Annotated in this window: 20 protein-coding genes and 1 pseudogene; 12 read left to right on the top strand and 9 right to left on the bottom strand. The window is 73.4% G+C overall.

Annotated elements, in window-relative coordinates; genetic code table 11:
• Both ACSNOG_RS21965 and ACSNOG_RS21960 read left to right on the top strand, forming a co-directional pair.
• Positions 1–258: pseudogene (locus ACSNOG_RS21965) on the top strand (hypothetical protein); the annotation flags it as partial.
• A gap of 4 nt (positions 259–262) precedes the next feature.
• Positions 263–1552, top strand: a complete 1290-nt coding sequence (locus ACSNOG_RS21960; protein ID WP_436754400.1) for an ATP-grasp domain-containing protein — start codon at positions 263–265, stop codon at positions 1550–1552.
• Here ACSNOG_RS21960 and ACSNOG_RS21955 read toward each other — a convergent pair.
• On the bottom strand, positions 1533–2168 hold the full coding sequence (locus tag ACSNOG_RS21955) for a hypothetical protein (protein ID WP_436754399.1): 636 nt from the start codon (positions 2166–2168) through the stop codon (positions 1533–1535). The two genes, ACSNOG_RS21960 and ACSNOG_RS21955, sit on opposite strands and share 20 nt — an antisense overlap.
• Before the next feature lie 170 nt (positions 2169–2338).
• Between ACSNOG_RS21955 and ACSNOG_RS21950 the strand changes: the two genes are divergently transcribed.
• Positions 2339–3850 carry an FAD-dependent monooxygenase gene (locus ACSNOG_RS21950; RefSeq protein WP_436754398.1) on the top strand — a complete coding sequence of 504 codons (1512 nt, stop codon included), beginning with the start codon at positions 2339–2341 and terminating at the stop codon, positions 3848–3850.
• Positions 3851–3866: 16 nt separating this feature from the next.
• On the opposite strand, the gene ACSNOG_RS21945 is transcribed toward ACSNOG_RS21950, so the two are convergent.
• Positions 3867–4517 carry a hypothetical protein gene (locus ACSNOG_RS21945; protein ID WP_436754397.1) on the bottom strand — a complete coding sequence of 217 codons (651 nt, stop codon included), beginning with the start codon at positions 4515–4517 and terminating at the stop codon, positions 3867–3869.
• Positions 4514–6775, bottom strand: a complete 2262-nt coding sequence (locus ACSNOG_RS21940; protein ID WP_436754396.1) for an MMPL family transporter — start codon at positions 6773–6775, stop codon at positions 4514–4516. Before ACSNOG_RS21940 ends, ACSNOG_RS21945 begins: the two co-directional genes overlap by 4 nt.
• Before the next feature lie 238 nt (positions 6776–7013).
• On the opposite strand from ACSNOG_RS21940, the gene ACSNOG_RS21935 reads away from it, so the two are divergent.
• From ACSNOG_RS21935 to ACSNOG_RS21925, 3 genes are all read left to right on the top strand, one after another.
• Positions 7014–9494: a polyprenyl synthetase family protein gene (locus ACSNOG_RS21935; RefSeq protein WP_436754395.1), complete on the top strand. Its 2481-nt coding sequence runs from the start codon at positions 7014–7016 to the stop codon at positions 9492–9494.
• An 8-nt stretch (positions 9495–9502) separates the two neighbouring features.
• A complete protein-coding gene (locus tag ACSNOG_RS21930; RefSeq protein ID WP_436754394.1) occupies positions 9503–10264 on the top strand; it encodes an SOS response-associated peptidase in 762 nt (253 codons plus the stop codon).
• Between the two features lie 105 nt (positions 10265–10369).
• Positions 10370–10681, top strand: a complete 312-nt coding sequence (locus tag ACSNOG_RS21925; RefSeq protein WP_436754393.1) for a hypothetical protein — start codon at positions 10370–10372, stop codon at positions 10679–10681.
• 132 nt (positions 10682–10813) lie between these two features.
• On the opposite strand, the gene ACSNOG_RS21920 is transcribed toward ACSNOG_RS21925, so the two are convergent.
• The 5 genes from ACSNOG_RS21920 to ACSNOG_RS21900 all read right to left on the bottom strand — a co-directional run bounded on the left by ACSNOG_RS21920 (position 10814) and on the right by ACSNOG_RS21900 (position 16855).
• A complete protein-coding gene (locus tag ACSNOG_RS21920) occupies positions 10814–12439 on the bottom strand; it encodes an alkaline phosphatase D family protein (protein ID WP_436754392.1) in 1626 nt (541 codons plus the stop codon).
• A 109-nt stretch (positions 12440–12548) separates the two neighbouring features.
• On the bottom strand, positions 12549–13661 hold the full coding sequence (locus tag ACSNOG_RS21915) for a lanthionine synthetase C family protein (protein ID WP_436754391.1): 1113 nt from the start codon (positions 13659–13661) through the stop codon (positions 12549–12551).
• A 29-nt stretch (positions 13662–13690) separates the two neighbouring features.
• Complete coding sequence (locus ACSNOG_RS21910) at positions 13691–13819, bottom strand: hypothetical protein (RefSeq protein WP_436754390.1); 129 nt, start codon at positions 13817–13819, stop codon at positions 13691–13693.
• A gap of 59 nt (positions 13820–13878) precedes the next feature.
• The gene (gene lanL, locus ACSNOG_RS21905; RefSeq protein WP_436754402.1) at positions 13879–16518 is read right to left on the bottom strand and encodes a class IV lanthionine synthetase LanL; all 2640 of its coding nucleotides are present in this window, start codon (positions 16516–16518) and stop codon (positions 13879–13881) included.
• A gap of 163 nt (positions 16519–16681) precedes the next feature.
• Positions 16682–16855 (bottom strand): hypothetical protein, encoded by a 174-nt coding sequence (locus ACSNOG_RS21900; RefSeq protein ID WP_436754389.1) that lies wholly within the window; start codon positions 16853–16855, stop codon positions 16682–16684.
• 428 nt (positions 16856–17283) lie between these two features.
• On the opposite strand from ACSNOG_RS21900, the gene ACSNOG_RS21895 reads away from it, so the two are divergent.
• Positions 17284–18813, top strand: coding sequence for a hypothetical protein (locus tag ACSNOG_RS21895; protein ID WP_436754388.1), 1530 nt, complete (start codon positions 17284–17286; stop codon positions 18811–18813).
• Positions 18814–19059: 246 nt separating this feature from the next.
• Complete coding sequence (locus ACSNOG_RS21890) at positions 19060–19185, top strand: hypothetical protein (RefSeq protein ID WP_436754387.1); 126 nt, start codon at positions 19060–19062, stop codon at positions 19183–19185.
• A gap of 32 nt (positions 19186–19217) precedes the next feature.
• Here ACSNOG_RS21890 and ACSNOG_RS21885 read toward each other — a convergent pair whose 3' ends face one another.
• On the bottom strand, positions 19218–20165 hold the full coding sequence (locus ACSNOG_RS21885; RefSeq protein ID WP_436754386.1) for an AraC family transcriptional regulator: 948 nt from the start codon (positions 20163–20165) through the stop codon (positions 19218–19220).
• A 127-nt stretch (positions 20166–20292) separates the two neighbouring features.
• Here ACSNOG_RS21885 and ACSNOG_RS21880 point away from each other — a divergent pair, with 127 nt between their 5' ends.
• The 4 genes from ACSNOG_RS21880 to ACSNOG_RS21865 all read left to right on the top strand — a co-directional run bounded on the left by ACSNOG_RS21880 (position 20293) and on the right by ACSNOG_RS21865 (position 25698).
• The gene (locus ACSNOG_RS21880; protein WP_436754385.1) at positions 20293–21111 is read left to right on the top strand and encodes an NAD(P)H-binding protein; all 819 of its coding nucleotides are present in this window, start codon (positions 20293–20295) and stop codon (positions 21109–21111) included.
• Between the two features lie 141 nt (positions 21112–21252).
• On the top strand, positions 21253–22521 hold the full coding sequence (locus tag ACSNOG_RS21875) for an aminotransferase class I/II-fold pyridoxal phosphate-dependent enzyme (protein ID WP_436754384.1): 1269 nt from the start codon (positions 21253–21255) through the stop codon (positions 22519–22521).
• A gap of 381 nt (positions 22522–22902) precedes the next feature.
• On the top strand, positions 22903–24372 hold the full coding sequence (locus ACSNOG_RS21870) for an amidase family protein (RefSeq protein WP_436754401.1): 1470 nt from the start codon (positions 22903–22905) through the stop codon (positions 24370–24372).
• 213 nt (positions 24373–24585) lie between these two features.
• Positions 24586–25698 carry an alpha/beta hydrolase gene (locus tag ACSNOG_RS21865; RefSeq protein ID WP_436754383.1) on the top strand — a complete coding sequence of 371 codons (1113 nt, stop codon included), beginning with the start codon at positions 24586–24588 and terminating at the stop codon, positions 25696–25698.
• The last annotated feature ends 98 nt before the right edge of the window (positions 25699–25796 follow it).

Below are 25796 nucleotides of genomic sequence, written 5' to 3'. Positions count from 1 at the left end.
GTGGTCAATACGCCGCCTCGTCCCCCCGCACCCCCCACGCCTCCCGCACCGCCGGACTCGCTGCCCGTTCCGAAGCCGCCCACCAATCTGTGCGGTTCCCGGAACCGCTGCCCCGCCTACCACAAGGTCCTGCCGTCGGCGAGCGAGAAGCAGCTCCGGGGGCTGTCGCTGGTGACGCTGACCCTGCTGCTCACCACCCCGGCCGTCCTGGCGGCGGCACTGCTGCGGCCGCGCTCCGGCAGTCGGCGAGGCCGGTGAGCCGGTGACGCCACCGGTCCGTACGGTCGTCCTGGGGGAGTTCCGCGCGGACAGGATCGTGCCACCGCTCAGGAGCGGCGGTGCGGAGGTCACCGTGCTGGGATTCGCGGACCTGACCGCCTTCCTCGGCCCCGGGACGGCATGCGGAGAGCTGCCGGCGGTCCTCGACGAAGGCAGCCTGCTGCAGCTGCTCGATGACCACCGGGCCGAAGTCGCCGTCCCCAACACGGGGTGCCCCGGCCAGGAGCAGTTCCTGTCCGTCTACTCCCGGGCGGCGTCCCGGTTGCGCGGCGCCGGCTGCCGCATGCCCGTGCACACGGAAGCGTTCGCCACGGCGGCCGGGGACAAGGTGGCGTTCCACCGCCTCGCGGGCGAGCGGGGCTGGCCCGTACCGCGGGGAGTGGTCTGCGAGGAGGCGGGGGAGCTCCCGGGGGCCGCGGGCGAACTCGGGCTCCCTGCCCTGGTCAAGGAGGCCCGCAGCGAGTTCCACGCCGGGCGGCACTACGTCCGGGACGCGGAGCAGCTGGCCCGCGTGTCCGGTGAGGTGAGGTATCCGGTGCTGGTCCAGGAGGCGGTGTCGGGGGAGGAGTACGCGGCGGAGTTCCTCTCCGGGAAGCCGGGCACGCTTGCGTGGCCGGTGGCTTCGCTGGGCCGGCTCGACGGCGACTGCGCCCCGGGCCGGAGGGTCCGGGTCGCACCGGCAGTGCTGCCCGCGCCGGCGGAGGAGGAACTGGCCACCACGGTCGCCGACATGGTGGAGTCGACCCTCCCCGTGGGGCCGTGGCAGATGGACTTCGCCGTCACCGACGACGGCCGGCTGCAGGTGATCGAGCTGAACGGCAGGCTGGGCGGCGTGTCCAACATGAGCTGGGCGAGTACGGGCCTCGATCCGCACCTGGCCTACGCGCACGCCGTGCTGGGCCGTTGGCCGTCCGCCCGCAGCGACCGCGGGGGCCGCCTGCAGGCCCACCGCGTCGCGCTCGAACTGCCCGTGCCCAACGAGGTCGCCCTGCCGCGCCCGCCGGCGGGGACGGAGCTGATGTCCTTTCCGGGAAACCCCGCCAACCGGGGCCCGTTCACCGGCGGGTACTACCGCCCCGTCGTCTGCGTCCCGGACGACCGCGCCGACGCTGCGCGGGCCTGGCTGAGGTCCCTGCCCCCGGGAACGCTGCTGGCCGGGGCGGACGGCACGGGCGGAGCGGACGGCACGGACAGGGTGGACGAAGCGGTCGCGCAGCTGCGGCGCGGTCTGGACGGCCTGCGGCGGGGCGGCGTCACGCGAGGAGGTTGGTGATGAGCTTGCGCACCCTGCCCCTCGTGACCGGCAGGACGCCGTGGACCAGCTGGGTGCCGTAGACAACGGTGGCGCCCGGCGGCGGGCTGCAGATCCAGCGAGTGTGCGGAAGCTCGTCGAGCTTCACCGGCCCTGAGCGGGCCGTGATCTCGTGGACGAGTCGTGTTCCCGGCGCGTACGGGCCCCCGGCCGTGGTGGCCGTGTCGCTCCACAGGGCATCGGCCGAGTACGTGTCGAGGTGGAACTCGCCGCCTTCTTCGGCGTCCTGGAGGTTGAAGGCGATCCGGGCGATCCGCTGCGGCCGGGTCTGCGGGTCGCCCACGCCGTGGACGTGCGGACGGATCCGGTCGCCCGGCTTGAGGTCGTGGTACAGCCACGGATCGGTGCCCGAGGCGGAGGGGAAGACCCGGCGCAGCGCGGGCAGGGCCCGCCGCACGGCGCCGTCCAGGACGGCCTGCACCGCTTCGGGCGGCGTCGTTCCCTCGCTGGGCCGTGCGGGAACCCAGCCGGTGGAGGCGAGGTGTTCGTCCAGGACCTTGGTCAGCTCGGCCGTCTCGTCGGCGGTGAGGAAGTCCTCGACGGTCTGGACGGCCAGGGTCTCGGTCATGTGGATCACTGGCGGACTCCTCTCGTGGGCCCGTCGGCCCGGCCGTCTCCATTCCAGTGCGCGCCCGCGCCGCGGCCAAGCGTCGGCTTCGGCCAATCACGGAGGGCCGCTTGACGGTCTTCGCCCGCGTGGCGAAGGGTGAGGGCGTGACGTCCCGGGGTGCAGGCACGGACGCAAGCGTGAACACCGAGGTGCTGATCGTGGGGGCGGGGCCGACCGGGCTGCTGCTGGCGTGCGAACTGGCCCTGGCGGGCGTACGTGTCCGGGTGGTCGACCAGCGCACGACGCCCCACAGGGAGTCACGGGCGCTGAACCTCCACCCTCGCAGCATCGAGTCGATGGACATGCGCGGCCTGGCCGGCCGCTTCCTGGCGGCGGGCCGCACCGTCCCCGGCTGGCAGTTCGCCGTCAGCCTCAAGCGGCGGCTCGACTTCACCGCGCTCGACACCCGCCACCCCTACGCGCTGCTGCTCGCCCAGGTGCGGACCGAGGCACTGCTGGCCGAGCGGGCCCGCGAGCTGGGCGTGGAGGTCGGCCGCGGGTACGAGGCCGTCTCCGTCGCGCAGGACGCCCACGGCGTCGAGGCCGGTCTCTCCGGCCCCGGCGGCCCGGTCACGGTCCGCTCCTCGTACGTCGTCGGCTGCGACGGCGGGCGCAGCCGGGTGCGGCAGGCGGCCGGCATCGGGTTCCCGGGGACGCGCGAGACCATGACCGCGGTCGTGGGGGACTTCGCCGTCGCCGACCACGCCTGCAACGAACGGGCCCGGCGGCACGGCGTGCTCGTCGCCCGCCTGGAGGCGGGGCTGACCCGGTTCGTGGTCATGGACCCCCGGCGGATCCGCACGCCCTCCTGCGAACCGGTGAGCCTGGAGGAGTTCCGCAGCTCGCTGCGGCAGGTGTGCGGCACGGACTGCGGCATCGGCGAGCCCCGGTGGCTGTCGAGGTTCGGCAACACCACCCGCCTCGCCGAGACCTACCGCCGCGGCCGGGTCCTGCTCGCCGGCGATGCTGCGCACGTCCACTTCCCCGTCGGCGCCCAGGGGCTGAACACCGGGCTGCAGGACGCCATGAACCTCGGGTGGAAACTCGCCGCCACCGTCCGGGGCTGGGCGCCGCCCGGCCTGCTGGACACGTACCACGCCGAGCGGCACCCCGTCGGCCACGCCGTCACCACCGGCACCCGGGCGCAGACCCTGCTGGTGGAACTCCCCCTCACCGAGCAGTACGGACTGCCGGCGGGGCTCCTGTGCGAGCTGCTCGACACCCTCCTGGGCATGGGCGACGTCAACCGGTACCTGGCCGGCCGGATCTCCGCCCTCGACACCGCCTACCCGCCGTCCCTGCCGGACGCCGACCCGCTCACCGGTCGGCGCATGCCCGACATCGACCTGACGACGGCGGCGGGGCCGGGCCGCGTCTACGAACTCCTCCGCGACGGCCGCCTCGTCCTGCTGGACTTCGAAGACGGAGACCCTCACCCCTGCATCCGCGCCCACCCCCACCCCCGCGCCCGCGCCCGTACCGTCACCGCCCGCCGGAACGACGCCCGGTCGGACCTCGACGGCGTGAGATCCGTACTCGTCAGGCCCGACGGTCACGTCGCCTGGGCGACCCGCACCACCGACCCGCGTGCCCTGGCCGCCGAGCGGGCGCAGGCGCTGCTGGTGTGGACGGGTGCCCGGAAGGCCTGACCGTGCACGGCGAGGGTCAGGAGAAGGAGATGTTGCCCCGTCCCGCGACGGTCCGCAGCCCGCGGCCCGCGCAGCCGGTGACGTCGGTGGTGGGAATCGCCCAGCCGCGGACGTGGCGGTACGCCATCCGCCCGGAGACGACGTCGCCGCTGAGGAAGGTGTCGGCCGGGGTGTAGCCGCCACCGCCCCGCGCGGCCGGCCTCAGGCGGGAGGTGCCGGCGGTCCGGCCGCGCTGGGCCCAGCCGTGGTACCAGGTGATGGTGGCGGAGCCCTCGGGCCGGGTGGCGGTGAGGCAGTTGGCCGTCGCCGAGCCGCGCAGGACCATCCGTCCGGACCGGATTCCGCGCTGGCTGCCGCCCGGGGAGGTGCAGCGGTCGAGCAGGACCGTGCCCGTGGCCGACACCTGGCGCACGCGTCCGGTCACGGGCGGGCTGAAGACGAGGGGCTCGCCGGGGGCCGTCTGGAGGGAGCAGGCCAGAGCGGTCCCGGCCGCAGCCGTCCGGGCCGCGCCGGGTGCGGCCGTGGCCGGCGCGGCCCCGGGACCGGCGGACGTGCAGAGGGCGCCGAGGAGCAGGGCGCCCAGAGCGGCGTGGATCGTCGCGCTGCGCGGGCGGTGGGTGCGGTGGCGCGTGCGAGACAGGCGGCGCGGGCGGGGCGTGGTGGTCATGTGCGGACCTTCTTCCTCACGGTCTGTTTCTGCTGGGCCGGCACGGCACCCGTGGGAGCCGGCGGCACGAAGGCGGTATGGAGTCCGAGGCGCCGGTGGAGGCGGCGCAGCGGCGCCGGCGCCCACCAGTTGGCGCGGCCGGCCAGCCGCATGAAGGCGGGCACGAGAACGCCGCGGACGAGGGTGGCGTCCACGAGCACGGCGAGGGCGATGCCGCATCCGAACATCTTCAGCAGCACCACGTGCGAGGTCACCAGCGGCAGCACGGCGACGGCGACGAGCGACGACGCCGCGGTGATCACCCGTCCGGTGCGGGCGATGCCGTCGACGACGGCGGTGCGGCAGTCGGCGCCGGCCCGGTACTCCTCCTGGATGCGGGCCATGAGGAAGAGCTCGTAGTCCACCGAGACGCCGAAGGCGAAGCAGAACATCACCACCGGCATGGCCGTCTCCAGCTCGCCGGTCACCGCGAACGACCCGAGGAGGCCGCGCAGATGACCGTCCTGGAAGACGTGGACCATGGCTCCGAAGCTCGCGCACATGCTCAGCGCTGCCAGCAGCACGGCCTTGAGCGGGATGAGCAGCGAGCCGGTGAACAGGAAGAGCAGGACCAGCACGCATCCGGTCAGCAGCGCCCCGATGAACGGCAGTGTGTGCGCCAGGGCCGCCTTGGTGTCCAGCACGCGCGCCGGGCACCCGGTGACCAGGTGCGGGCCGGGGGAGGGCAGCGCGCGCAGGGTCCGTACGAGGGCGGCGTCGCTCGCGGGGGGACCGGATCCCGTCACCGCGAGCCAGGTGGCGCCCGTGGTGATCTGCAGCAGCGACCCGGGCGTGGGCCCGGCCGTCTGCCGCCCGTGCGCGTACGTCCCCAGGCCCGTCACCACGCTCGCGACGTCGGGTCGTTCGGACAGCCGCCGGGCGTAGGCGGTCACCTCGGCCTCCTGCTCGACGGCATCGGTGGCCGGCAACAGAACGGTGACGGCGCGGTCCCACGGGAGGGAGAAGTCGCGCTCGACCCCGGCGGCGACAGCGTGGGACTCCAGATCGGCGGGCAGCACCCGGTAGTCGGTGACGCCGAAGCGGACGTGGGCGAAGGGCAGCGCCGACGCGGCGAGCAGCAGCACGCAGCAACTGCCGGCCAGGAGCGGGCGGGCAGTGGCGGCCCGGGCGACGCGCCGCCACAGCGGGCTCTCCGCCGAGCGCGCCCGGCGCAGGCGGGCCCGTGGGGCGCCGCGGTCGATCCAGCGGCCGAACAGGACCAGCAGCGCCGGCAGGACCAGCGCCGTGGCCAGCCCGCAGCACAGCACGACCGCGATGCCCGCGCAGGCCAGGGACTGCAGGAACGGCAGGGGACACAGCAGCATGGGAGTCAGGCAGACCGCGACCGTGCCGCTGGAGAAGAGCACCGTGCGCCCGGCGGTGCGCATGGTGCGCAGCGTGGCGCCCCGGGTGTCGTGACCGCCGCCTTCCGTTTCCCCGGCGGCTTCCGCGGCGGCCCCCGCGGTGGCGAGCTCCTGGCGGAAGCGGCTGACGAGGAGCAACCCGTAGTCGACGGCCACGCCGAAGCCGAGCGCCGTGGCGACGTTCGTGGCGAGCGCGGACACGGGCATCGTCCCGGCCAGCGCGCACACCAGGGGATAGGCGCCCAGCACCGCGAACAGCCCGGTCACCACCGGCAGCAGGGCCGCGACCGGCGAGCCGAAGGCCAGCAGCAGCGCCACCGCGGCCAGCGGCACTCCGAGCAGCTCGGCCCGCAGCAACTCCTTCCCGCTGACCTCGGTGGCCTGCGCCGAGACGTAGGAGGTGCCGGTGGCCGACACCCGCAGCGGACCGTGGACCCCGGTGAAGCGCGGCACCAGCCGGGCGGCGGCCCGCGCCGTGGCCGCGTCGTCCCCCGCCAGGTCGGCCACGACCAGGACGCTGCGCCCGTTCTTGCTCAGCAGTTCGGCGGCGCCGGTGTTCCAGTACGAGTAGACGCGCTCGACACCCGGCTGCTGCGAGAGCCTGACGGTGAGGTCCAGGCCCGCCCGGGAGACGGTCTCGGAGGCGGCGGGGGAGCCGGCGTCCGCGCGCAGCACCAGGTCCGGCAGGCCCGCGTGGAAGCGTTCGGCCAGGACGGCGTCGGCGCGGGCGGCCTCGGTGCCGGTGGCGAGATAGCCGCCACCGCTGAACTGGGGGCGGGCTCCCAGCAGCCACAGCCCCAGCACCGCGCCCAGCAGGCCCGCCCCGGCCAGTACCCGCCAGGGACGGGAAACCACCCACCGCGTGATCATCTTCGTCCACCGTTCCCATCCGTCGTGACCCGGGTATACGGCGGCGGCCGGGCACTGCCGGGAGTGGCGCGCCCGCGCTCACCCGAATGCACCCGACAGGGCACGGATCGCCCGCCCCCGGCGATCCATACGGGTGGTCGGAGGTAACCGTGTTGACGCTCGTGCGGTTGGGCGGTTACGGCCGGAACGCAACCCGCACCGCAGGACTCCCCTTGGGACACCCGTGAACAAGCACGTCGCACAGGCACCGCCGTCCTCGTCCACCACCGGATCCACCGACCTCGTGGGCGAGGACCTGCCCCACCCGGACCGTTCCGTCGAACGGTGGTCCGTCAACGCCCGGGTACGGACGGCCGGGGGCCGGGAGCACAGCCTGTCCGTGCAGTTCCTGTGCCGGCGGCCGGCCGCCACAGACGAGACGGACCCGCCGGGACCCGCTGGGCGCGCCGACCGGCCCCCCGCCCACACCGTCATCTGGTCGCACGCCGACCACGTCACCGGCGACCGCACCGCCGAGTCCTGGCTGGACGGCGCCGCTTTCGCCGAGGCCCGTTCCGTCTTCGAGGACGCCTCGGCATGGGACCCCCACGTACGCCGCGCCGTCCTCGACGCCCTTGCCGGCGGCAGTCCGCTCCTGCCCGACCGGCTGCTGCGCGCACCCGTACGCCTCGCCTCGCACCGGCTGAACCTGGACTTCGGCGGCGTCGCCGCCCTCACCGGCCGCCCGGACGGCTCGTACGGAGTCGTGGTGACCGGCGAGAGCGGGGGCTTCGCCCTGACCCTCCGCCCCGGCAAACCACCCCTGTCGCTGTGCGAGGGCGGCGACGGTACGGAACCACCGCCCCGGGCCGCCCTGTTCTCCTCGTGCCGGCCGCGGATGAGAGCCGAAGGCACGGTGTCCGCCCCCGGCCGCGACCCCGTGCCCGTCACGGGAGAAGCGTGGCTGGAGCACTCCTACGGCACCGGCCCGGCGGGCGCGTACCGGCCCGGCGGTGCGGAGACCGCCTGGACCTGGGCACAGGTGCAGCTGGACAACGGCTGGGACGCGTCGCTCCTGCGCGTCAGCCTCGTTGAGGAGACCGTGTCAGGCGGGGCAGGCGCGTCAGACGCATCAGGCGTACCGGATGTGCCCGGTGTGGCGGGTGCGCCCGGCATGACGGATCCCCCGCACCTGCTCGACCGGCCCATGACCACCCACACGACGCAGGCACAGCACACGATGTGCACGGTCGCCGGTCCGGACGGGCGCGGCCGGCAGGTCCGTGCCGAGCTGTGGACCGCGCACTGCTGGGAATCCTCCTCCAGCATGAACTCCTACCCCGTCGTCACCCGGCTGCGGATCGCCGGAGCGGACCTCGACGTGCGGCTCGTCGCGTCCCCCTACGATCAGGAGGTCGTGTCGATGTCCCACGGCCGCGCCTTGTGGCACGGCCGGTGCCGGGTGGAGGGCACGATGGGCGGAGAGCCCGTCGCCGGCCACGCGCGCGTGGAGTTCGTCCCGCCCAACACCATCGGTGACCTCGAAGACTTCATGCGCCGCATCGGCCGGATCACGCGGGCGGAAGTGCGCCGGCTCTACCCCGGCACCCCCGACCCCCTGGCGGTGGGCACCCTGGCCGGCCTCGAAGGACACGTCCCGCTCGACGAGGCCTCGTGCGGCGAGGTGCACGCCGGACTCGTCCTGCCCGTACGCCACCTCGCCGACCTGGGCGGAAAGTCGTGGCGCTCCTTCGCCTCCGTCTGCGTCATGGCCCTCTTCGACGGGTCCGCCGAGCGCTACCGCCCCCTGATGGCCGTCACCGAGCTGATGCACACCGGGTCCCTCATCGTCGACGACGTGGAAGACGCCTCCCCCATGCGGCGCGGCGGACCCACCGTCCACGAAGTCTTCGGCCTGCCGACCGCCGTCAACGCGGGCACGGCCGCCTACTTCGTCTTCGACCGCGTGGCGGACGACATCCTGCCCGACGACCCCGTGCTGCGCCTGCGCGTACACCGGGCCTACCTGCGCGCGCTGCGCGCGGGCCACGCCGGGCAGGCCCTCGACATCGCCGGCCACGAGCAGGCCATGGACGCGGCCGTGGCGAGCGGCGACGCCTCGGTGCTGCTGCAGCGGCTGCACTCCACCCACCGGCTGAAGTCCGGCCTGCCCGTACGGATGTTCGCCGAGGCCAGCGCCCTGCTCGCCGGTGCCACGGAGGCGGAGACCGCCGCCGTCGGCAGCTACTTCGAAGCCCTCGGCGTGGCCTACCAGATCAGCGACGACGTCGCGGACCTCCGCGGCATCGGCACCGTCAGGCACGGGGGCCGCCGCCGCGCGGCCAAGCGCGTGGCCGAGGACCTGCTCAACGGCAAGGTCACGGTGCCGCTCGCGCACGCCGTGGGCCTGCTGCCACCCGACCGCCTGCGCGCCGTGTGGCAGGCCGTGCGCGGCGGCTGCGCCACTCCGCGGGCGGCGGAAGCCGTCGCCGCCGTCCTCACCGAGTGCGGTGCGGTGGACGCCGCCCGCGCCCACGCCCGGTCCCTCCTCGAAGAGGCCTGGCCGGCCCTCGACCGCGCCCTGCCGCCGACCATGCCCAAGGCGATCCTGCGCGGCCTGGGCTGGTACGCGGCCGAGCGCGAGGACGACGTTCCCGACCCGTCCACGGACAGCCGGCCCCCCGCCCCGCGCAAGCCGCTGCACCTGACCGGCGACCGGGTCTGACGGGCGTCATGTGCGGCCGTTACGTCTCCACCCGCAGCCCGCAGGACCTGGCCGGGCTGTTCTCCGTCACCCAGTGGGACCCGGAGCCGCTCCTCGCACCGAGCTGGAACGTCGCCCCCACCGATGACGTGTGGGCCGTACTGGAGCGCGCCGACCGCGAGAGCGGCGCGATCGAACGGCACCTGCGGGCACTGCGGTGGGGCCTGGTGCCGTCCTGGGCGAAGAGCCTGAGCACCGGCGCCAAGATGATCAACGCCAGGGTGGAGACGGTGCACGAGAAGCCCGCCTTCCGCCGCGCCTTCGCCAAACACCGCTGCCTGCTGCCGGCCGACGGCTTCTACGAGTGGGAGGCCGTCGCCGCGACCCCGGCCACGAAGGCCCGCAAGCAGCCGTACTTCATCAGTCCCGCGGACGGTCAGGTGATGGCGCTGGCGGGACTGTACGAGTTCTGGCGCGACCCGGCCACCGGCGACGACGGACCGGCGGTGTGGTGGACCACCTGCAGCATCATCACCACCGAGGCCACGGACGCCGCCGGCCGTATCCACCCCCGCATGCCACTGGCCATCGCCCCGGCCGACTACGCCGCCTGGCTCGACCCCGCCCACCAGGACCCCGAAGAGCTCCGCGCGCTCCTGACCACTCCCGCCGGCGGCGACCTCGCCGCCCGCGCCGTGTCGACCGCGGTCAACGACGTCCGCAACAACGGCCCCCACTTGCTGGACGACGCCCCCGGCCGGGACGACGCCTCCGGCGCCACGGGCCCGTAATCGAGGTGATCGCACGGGGCGCCCACGTCCGGCGGAAACGTCAGCGCCGGCGTCGTCCGCATCGGCGACACCGTCCGCCGCCCCGCGGGCCCGTGGACCCCGGCCGTGCACGCACTGCTGAACCACCTGCACGCGACGGGCTTCAGGGCGGCACCCCGCCCCCTCGGCATCGACGACCGGGGCCGGGAGGTGCTGACCTTCGCCCCGGGCGAGACGGTCTGGCCGGACCGGTTCGCCCTGCTGGAGCCTCCGCGGAAGCCGGCTCGTGTCGCCCGCCTGATCAGGGACTTCCACGACGCCGCGGAGGGCTTCACGCCACCGGCCGACGCCCAGTGGCAGTCGCCTGTGCCGCGCACGGCTTCGTCCCGCTGTCCGCGGGCCCCGCCCGGCAGCGCACCGACGCGGCCGGCCGCCTGAGGATCTTCGCCGACGTCTACGGAAGGTTATGGTGACACCTGGCGGAACGACACCGCCTACATCGAGGAGCGCGAGGAACAGTGGGCGCGGGCCTTGCTCGTCGGCTGAGCCCGGTCCGGAGCGGCAGCGCCGCTACGGAGACGGCCGTTCGAAACCGGGGCGGCCCGCCCGGCAGATCAGGGTGGCGGCGGTCGAGACGGGGGCGCCCGGGCGGGTGACGTAGGGGAGGGTCCGGTAGTCGGCGCGGGCCTGCGTCGGGGTGAGGGTGACGACGACGTAGCCGCGGCGCTTGGCGTAGTACGCCATGTGCGGGTTGACGGCGAGGAGGCTCTCCCAGTCCTCCGGCTTCTCGACTCCGTCGGCTCCGCTGGAGATGGACGTGCCGAGGATCTCGACGCCGCGCGTGGGGGAGGACGGATTGTCGAAGTCCTCCTTGATGTCCATGCCGAGGTGGATGTGCGAGTCACCCGAGAGCACCATGAGGTTGGTGATCCGCGCGGTGTGCGCGGCGTCGAGGAGCCGCTTGCGGGCCACCGGGTACCCGTCCCAGGCGTCCATGGACAGAGGAGAGTTCTCGCGGCTCAGCCGGCGCCGCGAGAAGGCGACCTGCTGGGGGAGGACGTTCCAGACGGCCGAGGAGCTGCGGAATCCATTCGCCAGCCACTGCTCCTGCGCGGGGCCGAGGAGCGTGCGGGAGGGGTCTTCGGAAGCCGGGCCGGGCTGCTTCCAGCCGTCGCCGTACGCCTGGTCCGAGCGGTACTGCCGCGTGTCCAGGACGTCGAACTGGGCGAGCCGCCCGTAGCGGAACCGCCGGAACAGCCGCATGTCCGGCCCCGTGGGGTGCGGCAGGCGCAGGGGCATGTTCTCCCAGTACGCCCGGTAGGCGGCGGCCCGGCGCAGCAGGAACGCGTCGGCCGGGTCCTCGTCCTGCGACACGGCCGCCGCGTAGTTGTTCTCCACCTCGTGGTCGTCCCAGGTGACGCACCAGGGGTGGGCGGCGTGCGCGGCCTGCAGGTCCGGGTCGGACTTGCCCAGGGCGTAGCGCAGGCGGTAGTCCGCCAGCGTGACGGTCTCGTGCGCGAAGACGTCGGGGAGCCGGCTGCCCTCCGGGAGCCGGCGGTCCCCGGCCTGGGCGTCGATGGCGTTCTCGTAGATGTAGTCGCCCAGGAAGAAGACCACGTCGAGGTCCTCGCGGGCCAGGTGCGCCAGCGCGGTGTAGTACCCCTCGTCGTACTGCTGGCACGAGGCCACGCCCAGGCGCAGCTGCGCGGGAGAGCTGCCGGGAGCCGGAGCGGTGCGGGTCCGGCCGACGGGGCTCACCCAGGAGCCGGTTCTGAAGCGGTACCAGTAGGTGCGCCCCGCCTTGAGCCCCCGGGCGTCGGCGTGCACGCTGTACCCGAAGTCGGCGTCGGCGGCGGCCTGTCCCCGGCGCACGACGCGCGAGAACCGTTCGTCCTCCGAGACCTCCCAGCGCACGGGGACCACCCCTGAGGGCGGCAGCCCGCCGCCCGGTTCCCACGGGCGCGGCGCCAGCCGCGTCCACAGCACCACGGCGTCCGGAAGGGGGTCGCCGGAGGCGATGCCGAGGGTGAAGGGGTCGTCGCCGAGGACACGGTCACCGAGCTCCTCGGCTCTCGCGCGGCCGGGCTCGGTCGTGAACGCCAGCACGGTCGCGGCCGCCGTCAGTGTGAGGAATCTGCGTCTGAGGTACGAGATCGATGCGGTGCCGGGCCGGTCGTGGCCCTGATGTCCCGTCATGGCGTGACTTTTCCCTCCAGGATCGCCGGTCACTCCCGCAGAGGGGATACCCAGGAGGAAGCGCCGTCTCCCGTGCAAGGGCGGCACGCGGGCGCCCCCGCCGCCCCGGCTACGCCAGCAGCAGGGCCCGGTCCCAGGCCGGAGGCACGTCCGTGGCCGCGCCCAGCAGGGCGAGCACCATGCCGGACGCGCCGTCGAGGAAGCCGGGTCCGCCGGCCGCAGGAACCGCTGCGGAGGCGAGACTGCGGGCACAGGCGACGAGTTCGGGGTCGCCGGTGTCGTGGGCGAAGCGCGACGTGATCTGGAGCAGGCCCGCCACCCCGTGGCAGAGGCCGGGATCGCCGTCGATGCGGCGCTCTTCGGGGGGCCGCCGGTGCACGGCCCGCAGCGTACGCACCGCGAGGTCGCACAGGGCGCGGTCGCCGAGCGCCGCACCCGCGAGCCACAGGGCGCGGGCCATGCCGGGGCCGCCCCGGCACCACGAGGCGCGTACGGTACGGCCGGCGGTCGTGGCGGGCCAGTTCGGGCCCCAGGCGTCGTCGCTGCGACGGGCGTTGACGACGTCGGCGAGCCGGCCGACGGCTTCGCGCTGCCCGGGCACGGCGACACCCTCCGCGAGGGCCAGCGACAGCAGGGCGAGGGGGCCGGACAGCCCGTGCGCCGCCCCCGGTTCGGGGAGAGCCTCCAGCCGAATGCGCGTCAGGGCGGTGAGCACCGCCTGCAGCGCGGCCGACGCCCTCGGCTCCCGGTGCCGGCACAGCAGGTACGCTCCCGCGCCCGCCAGGCCGGAGACGACGTCGACGTCGGAGGCGCGGACGGGTGCCGACCCGCACCCGAGCGCCCCCGCCCTGGTGAGGGATTCCCGGACCACGCGGTCGTGGAGGGCCGGCAGGGCCGGTTCGTCCCGCGAGACCGCCCACGTGGCGAAGGCCAGGCCCGCCACGCCGCCGAAGAGGCCGGCCGAGGCGCCGAGCTGCTCGTACCCCCTGATCGCGGCGGTCAGATACTGCTCGGCGGGCGGCCCCCAGCCGCGTCCCGGCAGGCAACGGTCCAGCTGGTGGAACGCGAGGGCCGGGCCGGCGCCACCGCCGGCGAGGTCGGGGCGCACACGGCGGGGCACGCGGTGCGGCCTCACGGTGGACGTGATGCGGTCGAGGACGGTGGCGGAGGCGCGGGGGGACAGCACGGCCGCCCATGTTCCGTCGGTCACGTGCTGTCCCATTCGTTCGTTCCGCCCGTGCGGGAGAAGGCTTACGGCGGGCAGCGCGGCGGGTCCGTGCACTGACCGCTCGTGTGGTCGGTGTCACAGCACATGGCCGGTTCCAGCGCCTGCTCCTCGGTCTCGGGCAGCTCTTGCAGCTCCAGAACGGTTTCCTCCATTCCTCTCACCTCCTCTCACTTCTTCTCGCTTCCTCTCACCTCCTCTCACTTCCTCGCCGTCACCCCTGATCCGCGCGGTCCGCCGTCCAGGGGCGGGCGCCGCCGTGTTTGATGCGCAGCAGCAGGTCCAGGGCGCCCGCGAGGCCCACCTGGTAGCTCACGCAGAACCCGCGCAGCGTGTCGTCGGGTACGACCAGCAGCCCGCCCTGCCGGGCAGCCCGCGCGTACAGGCAGAAGGCCGCCTCCGCGGCCCGGGTGCGGTAGGCCGCGTCGCCCGTCATGCCGGCCAGGTCGAGGAGCAACTGGGCGTTTCCGGCCACGCCGTGGCAGGTGCCCGGACCGACCCGCCAGCGGTCCCGGTGGGCCGCGCGCCCCGCCCGCTCCGCGTACTCGCGGAACAGCGGGTCACCGGTCAGCTGCCACAGCCTGATGAGCGCGGTGCCGATGCCGGAGGCGCCGTTGCACCAGAAGTCGAGGCCGGTCCGCTCCGTACGGCCCGGCCCCTTGGGCCAGACCGCGATGTCGCCTCGGCGCTCGGCCACGGCGCACAGGGCGTGCCCGCCGCCGATCGCGATGTCGACGAGCTCGGGCCGCCCGAGGTCGCGCCCGGCGGCGAGCAGGAACGCGACGTGGCCGGCGACGCCGTGCGCGAAACCGTAGACGGCGGAGCCGGAGAGCTCGCGGCGGTACGGCGGCCCGACCGGCCAGTCGACCCCGGTCCCGGTCCCGGCCCCGGCCCCGGTCTCGGCTTCCGCGGTGCACCGGAGCACGCCGTCCGCGCACTGCGAGGCGCGTTCGGCGAAACGGGGGTCGCCCGTGGAGTGCCACAGGTGCAGCTGGGCCAGGCCGGCGCCGGCCAAGCCGTGGCACACGTCGGGGTTGGACCACTCCAGCGGGATGCGCAGGGCGTACGCGCGGGCGCGGTCGGCGAGCCCGGAGTCCCCCAGCGTCAGTGCCGCGTCGTGGAGCGCCCAGACCGTGCCCGAGCGGCCGAAGTACAGCCCGGGCAGCACGCGCCCGGGGAGGGCGAGCTGCGCGTCGAGCCAGTGGGCGGCGGTACGCAGCAGGGGTTCGGCCTCGGGCGCTTCTCCCGTACGGACGGCCCTGTCGAGGACGGCCAGAACACCGGCCGCGCCCTGCTGGACGCTGCAGGGGTCACCTTCCGGCAGCGAGCGCGGCCGGGGCCAGAGGTGCACGGCGGCCGGGTCGGCGGTCGCGGAGATGTGGGCGAGTCCGTCGTGCAACAGCCGGTCGAGCGCTGCCCCTTCCAGCAGCGGGCCGGGGGCCGGGGCCGGAGCTGCTGTGGGGGCCGGCGGTGCGGCCCGGAGGAACGCGGCGGCCTTGTCGAGCGGCCAGCGGTCCGGCGCGTCGGCCGTCAGCCCGAGGACGAGGGGCGCGAGAGCGGCCAGGGCAGGACAGTCCGCGGCGGCGGCCTCCACCATCCTTGCGAGGCGTTCACCCACGGGCCGTGCGGGCGGGGTGTCCGGGGCGAGCAGCGGGTTGAGACCGGTGGTGGCGTTGAGCAGGGTGGCGCCCAGGCTGAAGCAGTCCGCTTCGGGGCCGGGTACGGGTACGGGCAGGGGTGCGGTGCCTGCGCGGGAAAGGTATTCGGGTGCGGTGAAACCCTGGGTGCCCGCCACGTGGGTGTCCGCACCGCCGGCGCGCACTGCGCATTCGAGGTCGACCAGGACGGGGGTGCTGCGGGCGCCGCCCGACCCTTCGGTGCCGCCGGGCCTCATCACGACGTTGGTCGGCTTGAGGTCGCGCAGAAGGAAACCGGCGGCGTGCACGTCACCGACCGCGCGGGTGAGTTCACGCGCGAGGTGCCACGCGGCAGCGACCGGCAGCCGGCCTCCGTGGTGTGACGCCTCTTCCGCCGACCACCGGTGCAGGTTCTCGCCCTCGATCAATTCCTCGGCGAGGAAGACGTGCCCGCCGGCTTCGAAGACCTCGCGCGGAGCAGGGGCGATGCCGAGCGGCGCCAGACGGGCCAGCACGTCGGCCTCGTAGCGCAGCCAGTCCCGGGCGTCCGTCCCGCCGGGCTGCGCGCCGACGTGCGGGCGGGCCTCCTTCAGCAGGACGTCCTCGCCGGTGAGCCGGTCCCGCGCGCGGTAGACGCCTCCGCGGTTGGAGTGGCGGATCGCCTCGCGGACGAGGTACCGGCCGGCGAGGAGGACCGGGCCGCCACGGGCGCCCTCGGTGCGTGCGGCGGTAGGAAGGCCGAACGGCGGCCGCGCCCAGGCGGGAGGGGAGAACCACGGGTTGCGTTCGTCCGCCGTCAGGGTTCCGTCCGGCGCCCGCAGCCGGCCGCGGTAGAAGCCTTCGTCGTCGAGTTCGCGCGGTGGTGCGAAGCAGCCGTAGCGGTAGTGCACCGGACTGCCCGGCCGGTACCGCCGGTCCGACAGGATCGCCGGCCCCGCCAGCCCGAACGTGGCCCGGTGCAACTCCTCCGCGAGCGCGCGCGTCTGGTCGTCGTCGGCGGGGTAGGCGGTGAGGAACTTCCCCGAGTGCTCCCGCGGGGCCCGGACCGACGTGAGGTCGGCGGTGACGCGCGGCGACACCGCGAACTTGAACGCGCACCTGCGGGCCACCAGGACGGCCGCCGCGCCCTCCAGCACCAGGGGAGCGGAGTCGACCGTCGCCGACAGGTGTATCTTCCAGCCCTGTCTGCGGGGCCGGTGCCCCACCGGCGTGACCATGCACCAGGTCTCGCCGTCCCGCAGTCGCCACGAGGACCGCTCGGCCCCCAGGATCCGCAGGGCAACGGACTGGTAGCTCGCCCGGGGGCTGACCGTCACGCCCGCCAGAGTGGCACGGTAGTCCTCCGCCGTCGAGGCCGCGGGCGGAACGGTCTTGCGAAACTCACCCTTCCTCGTGGTGGCTCTCCGGTTCGCAGATTGCGTCCGACCAGTCCGTGCCGAGCGTTGCGGCCAGACGCTCCAGCGCCTGTCCGGTGCGTCCGTACGCGACGAGCTCGGAGTCGCCGTACCCCGTGTTGTGGCCCACGATGACGTCCGGGCCGCGGGGTAGCCCCACCGGCCTTGCCGTAGCCGTACGGCGCAGGACCGGGTGCGAACGTTCGGAGCTCTTTCCTCCGGATGGAGTTTCTGGAGTCATAAGGAGATGTGGGGCACAGGAGCGTCGTGCCGTCCCTGTGGAGGACACTTCAGGAATATGCCTACGCCCCGTCCCACCCCGATGCGCGGCGTCCTCTTCCGGTACCCGTGGCGCTGCAAGGGCAACCTCTTGCGCAGCGCACAGCCCGCACGCCGGCAAGGCACTGCATCAGGGAACACCCCGATGACTGGAGGGCCATGGGACCGATGTTACGAGGTGGGGTAAGCAGCCGGTTCGCCGATACGATCAAGGTGAACATCAAGCACTGCACCCGAGAGTACAGGCGGCGCGAGCAAGCAAGCGTCGAACGGCTGGGTGGGTCCGCGAGCGCGTCACGTCGCGGCACTGTGGAGATCCGCGCGGTAGGTACCCTGGCGAGGCCGCCGCGGGAGTTCCCCGAGCCGGACGGGCCCGGGGCCGCCCGGCTCGACGGGCTCGAAAAGGCGCTGGCCGCCGTCGGAGAGGCCTTCCCGTGCCTGGGCACAGACCTCGAGATGTGCCGCCTGGCGGGCAGGATGCTGGAGGGCGCCTGGTACGAGCGGGCATCGTCCGGCCCGCTTCCGGAGAAAGGCACAGGAGAGGACTTTCCCTGTTCGTGCGTCCTCTGCTCCCACCTTCCGGTGCCGCCTCCCCGCCATCTGCGCGATTACGCCTGGCGCCGCAGCGACGGCCTGCCGCTCGCCGTGAAGACGTGGCCCTACCGGAAGGAGTTCGATTGTGTCCTGACCGGCGGCTGGGTGTGGAACCGGGCCTTGCAGGACGCCGAAACGGGCCTCGGCCTGCGGCACCGCTACGAGGACGACATCCTTACCTTCCCCGAGTACAAGCGAGCCGGCATGACGATGGACATTGCCGGTACGACCCGGTCCGTCGAGGAGGGGCTGGCGAAGGACTTCAGCATCAACGGAGCGCGAGCACTGGTCAGCGGGCTCTTCACCGAGTACAAGCGCTGCGTGGACGAGTACTGGATCGGCCGCCACCGGGCGGGTTCGGTCTCGCTCCCGCAGTCCACACCGCTGGACATGACCACGTACACCATGCTCCAGACGATGGACTGCCTCTGGTGGCACGTACCACCCGACGACCAGCTCTGGTTGGAGGAGAACCTCACCACCCTGGTCCTGTCGCGTGTCGTGGACGACATGGTGGACGTCAGGGCTGACGCCGTCACCGGTGAGATCAACAACTTCTGGCTCGCCTCCATGCCCGTCCACGACAAGACGGCCTTGGCGGCGTGCGTCATCGCGCTCAACAAGTACCAGTGCATGCCGGAAGCCCTCGGAGTGCTGTGGAACGTCGAGCTGGTCGGGAACACAGCCGTGTGGATGGCTCTGAACGGCCGTCACGCCCTCTGGTTCGACGGAATTGCCGGCCGCATGCCCGCGGCGGACGACTGCGTGCTCTGCCGGCTCCAGCCGAACCCCTGCACCGGGCTGCTCACCTCGGGCGTGACCCTGCGGCTGGGTGAGCGGTTCGGTGGCCGGCGTCTCGGCCGGCGGGCGGCTGAGCTTTCGGCCCGCTGCCGGAAGGTCCACCCCGAGGCGTGGGAGACATTCCATGACGAGCTCGGGGCGTTCGAAACCCTGCACGGTGAATGGCACGGCGACGTGGACACCACCTGGGAGATCCTGCGCCGCACCTACGTGGCGGGCGTGCTCGCCTGTCTCGCGGGCGGCGAGGGCGCACGGGACGTCCAGGATGCCTCGGGGCCACTGGGAGCGGACCTGTTCCACACCCTGAGCCTGGGCGGAGCACCGGGCTGGCGGGAGAACACCACACTTCTCGTCTACATGTTCGGGTGTGCGCACCCGCACTTCTTGTGGAACACGCTCGGCCACGCGCGCACCTCCATGGGCGGGGACTGGCTGGACGGCTGACGGGGAACACCGGTGCGGCCCTCGTGACGGCATCATCCCGTCGGGAGGGCCGTGCGGTGCACGGCTGTCAAGACTCTTGCTGCTCGTTGCAGTGGCCTGTATCGCGTCATTGCCCTGTCTGTTCCGGCCGTATCCGGACCCGCCGGGGTGACAGGCGGGACTGATGCTGCCAACAGTTGGAGGGTTCCCTGAACCGACCGGAAGGGGCCGCTGATGCGGTGGAGAAGGGCTGGACTCTCACTGGGAATGCTCGCCGCGCTCGCGGTGCCTGCGATCGGGACGGCGGCGGCTGCACCGGGCAAGAAGAAGATCAGCGCGGATGGCAAGGTCGGCCCCAACACCTGGTACTACCTGCGCACTCCGGGCGCGTAGCTCGCAACAACGCACACCGGGGGCCGCGCACGTCAAGCGCCCAGCGCCCCCGCGCGGTGGGCGGACGGGCTGGTGCCGCGGACGCGTTTGAAGGCCGTGCTGAAGGCGAAGCCGTCCGCGTACCCGACCTCCTTGGCCACCGCCGTGACCGTGGCCCCGGGTGCGCGGAGCCGGTCGGCGGCCAGGGTCATGCGCCAGTCGGTGAGGTAGGTCAGGGGCGGTCTGCCGACCAGGGCCGAGAAGCGGCGGGCGAACGCGGTCCGGGACATGCCCGCTTCTGCCGCGAGCGAGCCGACCGTCCACGGCCGGGCGGGCTCCTCGTGCAGCCTGCGCAGGACGTGCCCGATGTCCGGATCGGCGAGGGCGCGGTAGCCGGGAGGCGGGGTGGCGCCCGGCCGGGCGAACCACGTGCGCAGGGCCCGTACGAGCAGGAGGTCCAGGAAGCGGTCCAGGACGACCTGCTGCCCCGGTTCGTCGTGCTTGACCTCGGCGGCGATCAGGTCGAGGAGCGCGGACAGGCCCGGGTCCGGGCGCACGATCGCGAGCGGGGGCAGCGCGTCGAGCAACGGCCGGCACAGGTCGCCGCCGACCCGGTACCCGGCGGTGACCAGCAGGTCCGTCGCACTGCCGGCCGTCTCCCCGACGGTGCGGCCGGTCACTCGCCAGTTGCGGCCCTTCTCCGCGGGGTCGTCCACGAGGGTGCAGCGGTCGTCGCCGTCGACGCGTACGCGCGGCCTGCTGTCCGGGTGGTCCGCCACGGTGTAGGGCGACCGCGTCCGCACGAGGGCGATGCCGCCCCGCGGCAGCTCGACCGGCTCGCCCGCGTCGGGCACGAGCCAGGCGTCGCCGCGCAGCATCGCGCTGAGCGTGAGCGGAGCGGGATCGGTGAACCGCATGCCCCAGGGCGGGACGCTCACCGTGCTGCAGAACACCGCCCCGCGCGCCCTGACCCCGGAGAGGTAATCGTCGAGAAGATCCACACCCGAACGGTACCGGCGCACCTGGAACGGATGGGGTGGGACGGGGTGGACTGGGTGGGACGATCACGCATGGATCCGGCCGCATCAGCCATGGAACGTGCCGTCCGGCCCCGGTTGACTGACGGACATGACACAGATCCTCGTGCTCGGCGCCACCGGCAAGACCGGGAGCCGCCTCGTCCCCCGCCTCCAGGCCCTCGGCCACACCGTCCGGTCCGCCTCCCGCTCGTCGGCGACCCGCTTCGACTGGACCGACCGATCCACCTGGGACCCGGCGCTGTCCGGCGCCGAGGCCGTGTACTTCGTTCCCACCGAAACGCTCGGCCTGCCCGAGCGCGCCGAGCTGGTGGACCGGGCGAAGGCAGCCGGCGTCCGCCGGATCGTCCAGCTGTCGGTGCGCGGCCTCGACGCCGACGGCGGCGTACCGGAGACGGAGGCCGCGGTCCGGCAGTCGGGGCTGGAGTGGACGATGCTGCGCCCCTGCTGGTTCTCGCAGGACTTCGCCGCCCCGGACTTCTTCCTGCCGGCGGTCCTCGCCGGCGAGCTCACGACCCCCGCCGGGGACGGACGCGAACCGTTCGTCGACGTGGACGACATCGCCGACGTGGCGGCCGCCGCCCTCACCGGTGACGGCCACGCCGGCAAGGCCTACGACCTGTCCGGCCCCCGGGCCCTCACCTTCGCCGAGGCCCTTGCCGTCATCGGTGACGCCGTCGGACGCGAGCTGCGCCACCGGCACCAGGACCCGGCCGCCTATGTGGCCGCCCAGGTCGCGGCCGGCCACGCCGTCGCGGACGCCGAAGCCGTCGCCTCCTTCCTGGACGGCATACGCCGCGGCGAGGACGACTACGTCAGCACCGGTGTGCAGGAGGCGCTCGGCCGCGCTCCGCGCCCCTTCGAGGAGTACGTGCGGGCGACGGCGCCGACGGGCGTGTGGAACCCCTGACCGGACGGCCGGACCGGCACCGGCACCGGTACCGGCCCCCGGGACGCCCCGCGGCGGTTTGTATTCTCGGGCACGCGATCTCATCGACAGGCAGTCGGCGAGGAAGACAGCCGGCGACCGGCACCCGGGAGAGGAAACACCATGACCACCGAGCTGAGCCCCGACACCCTCACCGGGCTCCTCCAGCAGGCCCGCGAGGACTACCGGGACCTCGCGGGACGGGGCCTCTCGCTCGACCTCACCCGGGGCAAGCCGGCTCCCGACCAGCTCGACCTCTCCGAGGGCCTGCTGAGCCTGCCCGGCGGGCGCCACACCTCGGCCGACGGCACGGACGTGCGCAACTACGGCGGGCTGCAGGGCCTGCCCGAGCTCCGGGAGATCTTCGCCGGTGCGCTCCAGGTGCCGGCCGCCCAGCTGCTCGCGGCCGGGAACTCCAGCCTCGAGCTGATGCACGACTGCCTGGTGCACGCCCTGCTGAGCGTGCTGCCGGGCGCCGAGTCGCGCTGGGTGGAGCAGGAGCGGATAGCGTTCCTGTGCCCGGTCCCCGGCTACGACCGGCACTTCGCCCTCTGCGAGCGCTTCGGGATCGACATGATCCCGGTGCCGATGACGGCCGAAGGCCCGGACATGGACGTCGTGGAGCGGCTCGTCGCCGAGGACCCGGCGGTCAAGGGCATCTGGTGCGTGCCGAAGTACAGCAACCCCGACGGCGTCTGCTACAGCGACGCGACCGTGGCGCGCCTGGCCTCGATGACCACGGCCGCGCCGGACTTCCGGATCTTCTGGGACAACGCCTACGCCGTCCACCACCTCACCGACGAGCCCGTCGAGATCGCCGACCTGCTCGCGGCCTGCGCCGAGGCCGGGAACCCGGACCGGACGTTCGTGTTCGGCTCCACCTCGAAGATCACTGCGGCGGGCGCGGGCGTCGCCTTCTTCGGCTCGTCGCCCGCGAACGTGCAGTGGCTGCTCGCCAACAACGGCAAGCGGTCGATCGGCCCCGACAAGGTCAACCAGCTGCGGCACGCGATGTTCCTGCGGGACGAAGCCGGCCTGCAGGCCCACATGGAGCGCCAGCGCGCCCTGCTGCAGCCCAAGTTCGAGGCGGTCGCGCGCATCCTGGACGCCGAGCTCGGCGGCACCGGGCTCGCGACCTGGACCTCCCCCAAGGGCGGCTACTTCGTGACCCTCGAAGTGCAGGACGGCTGCGCCAAGGAGGTCGTACGCCGGGCCGCCGAGGCGGGCATCGTGCTCACCCCGGCCGGTGCCACGCACCCGTACGGCAACGATCCGCGCGACACGGTCATCCGTATCGCGCCCAGCTACCCCGGCCTCGCGGAACTGGAGCAGGCGATCGCGGGCCTCGCCGTCTGCGTCCGCCTCGTGGGGTACGAGCAGCAGGCCGGCTAGCCGGCACGGACCGGCCCCCGACGCCGGGCCGCCCCCTCCGGGGGGTCGGGCCCGGCGCCGGGGCGGTCTCGGGAGCCGCCGCTGCGGCAGTCGCGAGCCCTACTGCGGCACCCTTGCGCCGGACAGCGGGCGTGTAGTCGGCTGAGGCTCATGAGGATGAGGCAGAGAAGCGTTGCCACGCTGATTGCCGTCGTGGCCATGGGATCCCTTGTCGCGGGCGCACCGCTTCCGGGTGCGCGAGCCGCCGAATCCGGCGCCGGAGGTTCGCCGTCGCCGTCCGGTGCCCACCCGCCGGAGCCGGGGACCGACCTTGAGCCGGGGACCGACCTCGCGCCGGGGATCGACCTGGAGACCGTGACGATCCCGCAATTGCAGGCCCGCATGACGGACGGGTCGCTGACTTCGTCGGCCCTGACCGCCGCCTACCTGCGGCGGATCAAGACCGTCGACCCCCGGATCCATGCGGTGCTGCGCACCGACCCGACAGCGCTGCGCCAGGCGGCCGCCAGCGACGTCAGACACCGCCACGGCCGCGCCCGGAGCCCGCTCGACGGCATCCCCGTCCTGCTCAAGGACAACGTGAACACCCGGGACATGCCCACGACGGCCGGATCGCAGGCACTGGCCGGCAGCCCGCCCGGCACCGACGCGGCCCTGGTGAAGCGCCTGCGGGACGCGGGCGCGGTGATCCTCGGCAAGACCAACCTGTCCGAGTGGGCGAACTTCCGCGCCGCCAAGCCGACGTCGGGGTGGTCGGCGGTGGGCGGGCAGACCAGCAACCCCTACGTCCTGGACCGCAACCCGTGCGGGTCGTCCTCCGGCTCGGCCGCCGCGCTCGCCGCGTCCCTGGCGCAGGTGGCGATCGGTACCGAGACGGACGGCTCCATCGTGTGCCCGGCCGGGATGAACGGCGTCGTCGGCCACAAGCCCAGCCTCGGCCTGGTCAGCGGGGCCGGCGTGGTGCCGATCTCCGCCGAGCAGGACACCGCGGGGCCGATGGCGCGCAACGTGATCGATGCGGCGCTGACGTTTTCGGTGCTCCGTGGCGACGAGGGTGTCGTGCGTGGTGAAGGTGTCGTGCGTGGCGAGGGCGCCGTGCGTGAGGAGGGTGGTGCGGGCCTCGCCACGCGCCCTGACGGCCTTGCCGGCCCTGCCGGCGGCAGCCTGCGCGGCAAACGGATCGGCCTGTGGCGGCTGCCCTCGCTCGGACCCGAGGTGGACGCCTTGATGACGCGTACCGCGGAGAAGCTCCGCGGCGCGGGAGCCGAAGTCGTCCAGGTGACGCCCCCGTACCAGGAGCGCCTCGCCCAGCTCGAATTCCCGGCGCTGCTGAGCGAGTTCCACCGGGACATCGACGCGTACCTCGCCACGCGCAAGGGGCCCCGCAACCTCGCCGAGCTGATCGAGTTCACCCGTACCCACCCCGCGGAGCGAACGTGCTTCGCGGGTCAGGAGCTCTTCGAGCAGGCCCTCGCCGCGCCTCCCACCACCGACCCGGGCTACCGGGCCATGCGCGCGGAACTGAAGGACCTCTCCCGGCGTTCCCTGGACGAGACCCTGGCCGCCCACCGGCTGGACGCCATCGCCGCGCCCACGAACCCACCTGCCTGGACCACCGACTGTGCACGGGGTGACAACGACGTGATCCCCTCCTCCACGCCCGCGGCCGTGGCGGGGTACCCGTCGCTGTCGGTGCCCGCCGGCTTCGTGGGCGAGCTGCCCGTAGGCCTGCTCCTGATGACCGGCGACCGCCGGGATGCCGGGCTGCTGTCGCTGGGGGCGGCCGTGGAGCAGCGGCTGAAGGCCTGGCGAGCGCCGCGCTACCTGCCGTCGGTGGGCTCCGGAAGCTAGCACCGGCGGTGCCCCGACCGGCACCCGGGCATAGAGACGCGGACCCCGGCCTTTACGATCTCCGGTGGGTCGTGGAGGCCGGCCGGCGTTCTTGCGAGAGCGACGCAGGTCATAGCCACGGACGGAACCGGGGGAAGGCTCTGCCCCTCCACCTGGTCGGGAACACATGGTCATGTCCTTCGGGGCAGTAGCAGGAATGTCCGGAGTGACGTAATGACGCAACCGAGCAGCGGGATCTACCAGGCAGAGGGGTACGTTCGCGCGCGCCGCGCCAAACGGTGGGCCATCGTGCTGGCGTCCCTGGCCGTGGTCGGGCTGATAGCCGCCGGCGTGCTCAAGTACCTCAAGATCGGACCGTTCTCCGACAAGGGGGCACCGGTCAGCTTCGGCCAGGAGCAGGCCGCGGGCAGCGGCGGCGGAGGCCAGGCCGGCGGCGCCAACGGTGCGCAGAAGCCGGACTCCAAGATCCTGATGCCGACCGGGCCCGCCGCCGACTTCAAGAACACCGAGACCCTCGGTGACGGAACGCACATCGCCGTCACCACGCTGGAGGGCAAGAAGTCCGGCTTCACGGGCAAGGTGTGGGTCTGGGCGCCCAAGGAGTACAAGGACCCGAAGTTCAAGGACCACGGCTTCCCGGTCCTGATCGCCCTGCCCGGTGGCCCCGGCTTCCCCAACAACTACTGGATGGGGACCAACCTCAAGCTCCAGTCGTCGATCACCAAGTGGTACGCCGAGGGCAAGAGCAAGCCGTTCCTGCTGGCCATGCCGGTCCTCAACCCCAAGAACAACGGTACGTACTGGGACGGAAGTGATATTCCGGACCAGCCGAAGATGGGTACCTGGCTGACCGAGGACGTCCCGGACCTGATGAAGGCCAATTTCCGCACGATCAAGTCGCGCGACGGCTGGGCGTTCATGGGCTCCTCCTCCGGCGGCTTCGCCGGAATGAAGGCCGTGCTGAAGCACCCGGACAAGTTCAAGGCCGCGATCGCCTCCGGCCCGGACTTCTACCCCGACTCCCCGCTGTGGAAGGGCCACCCCAAGGAGCGGGACGAGAACGACCCCAAGCTCCTCGCGAAGGACCTGATCGCCCGCAAGGGCCCCGACGTCTACATCGCCTTCCAGTACGGCACGCGGGAGGACCCCATCACCATCAACGGAGTCAAGAACTTCGTGAAGGAGTACGGGCAGGGCCCGGTGCACACCTCGGTCAAGGAGATACCGGGCGGCAAGCACGACGCGTACACGTACGTCCCCAGCATGGGGGAGGGGCCGATCCAGTTCATCAGCGAGCAGCTGTCGGACCCGATCCCGGCATTCTGACGTCCGGCGCTCAACGCCCGTCGCCCCGGCGCCAGCCACCGCGGAAACTGTCCCGGGTATCCGTCGTGCCGGGCCCGTCCTGCGCGTCCGCGGCGTCG

This window comes from Streptomyces sp. URMC 124 (assembly GCF_051386455.1).
In the GTDB taxonomy this organism is placed as follows: Bacteria; Actinomycetota; Actinomycetes; order Streptomycetales; family Streptomycetaceae; genus Streptomyces.
The sequence above is the reverse complement of the archived record's forward strand: the minus strand, read 5'-3'. Positions and strand labels throughout refer to the sequence as shown.

Excerpts from the sequence above, each read along its gene's own strand:
- ACSNOG_RS21920 (WP_436754392.1), bottom strand. The coding sequence starts at position 12,439 with ATGACGGGACATCAGGGCCACGACCGGCCCGGCACCGCATCGATCTCG.
- ACSNOG_RS21930 (WP_436754394.1), top strand. The coding sequence starts at position 9,503 with ATGTGCGGCCGTTACGTCTCCACCCGCAGCCCGCAGGACCTGGCCGGG.
- ACSNOG_RS21915 (WP_436754391.1), bottom strand. The coding sequence starts at position 13,661 with ATGGGACAGCACGTGACCGACGGAACATGGGCGGCCGTGCTGTCCCCC.
- ACSNOG_RS21870 (WP_436754401.1), top strand. The coding sequence starts at position 22,903 with ATGACGGACGGGTCGCTGACTTCGTCGGCCCTGACCGCCGCCTACCTG.
- ACSNOG_RS21945 (WP_436754397.1), bottom strand. The coding sequence starts at position 4,517 with ATGACCACCACGCCCCGCCCGCGCCGCCTGTCTCGCACGCGCCACCGC.
- ACSNOG_RS21875 (WP_436754384.1), top strand. The coding sequence starts at position 21,253 with ATGACCACCGAGCTGAGCCCCGACACCCTCACCGGGCTCCTCCAGCAG.
- ACSNOG_RS21880 (WP_436754385.1), top strand. The coding sequence starts at position 20,293 with ATGACACAGATCCTCGTGCTCGGCGCCACCGGCAAGACCGGGAGCCGC.
- ACSNOG_RS21865 (WP_436754383.1), top strand. The coding sequence starts at position 24,586 with ATGACGCAACCGAGCAGCGGGATCTACCAGGCAGAGGGGTACGTTCGC.
- lanL (WP_436754402.1), bottom strand. The coding sequence starts at position 16,518 with ATGGTCACGCCGGTGGGGCACCGGCCCCGCAGACAGGGCTGGAAGATA.
- ACSNOG_RS21910 (WP_436754390.1), bottom strand. The coding sequence starts at position 13,819 with ATGGAGGAAACCGTTCTGGAGCTGCAAGAGCTGCCCGAGACCGAGGAG.
- ACSNOG_RS21890 (WP_436754387.1), top strand. The coding sequence starts at position 19,060 with ATGCTCGCCGCGCTCGCGGTGCCTGCGATCGGGACGGCGGCGGCTGCA.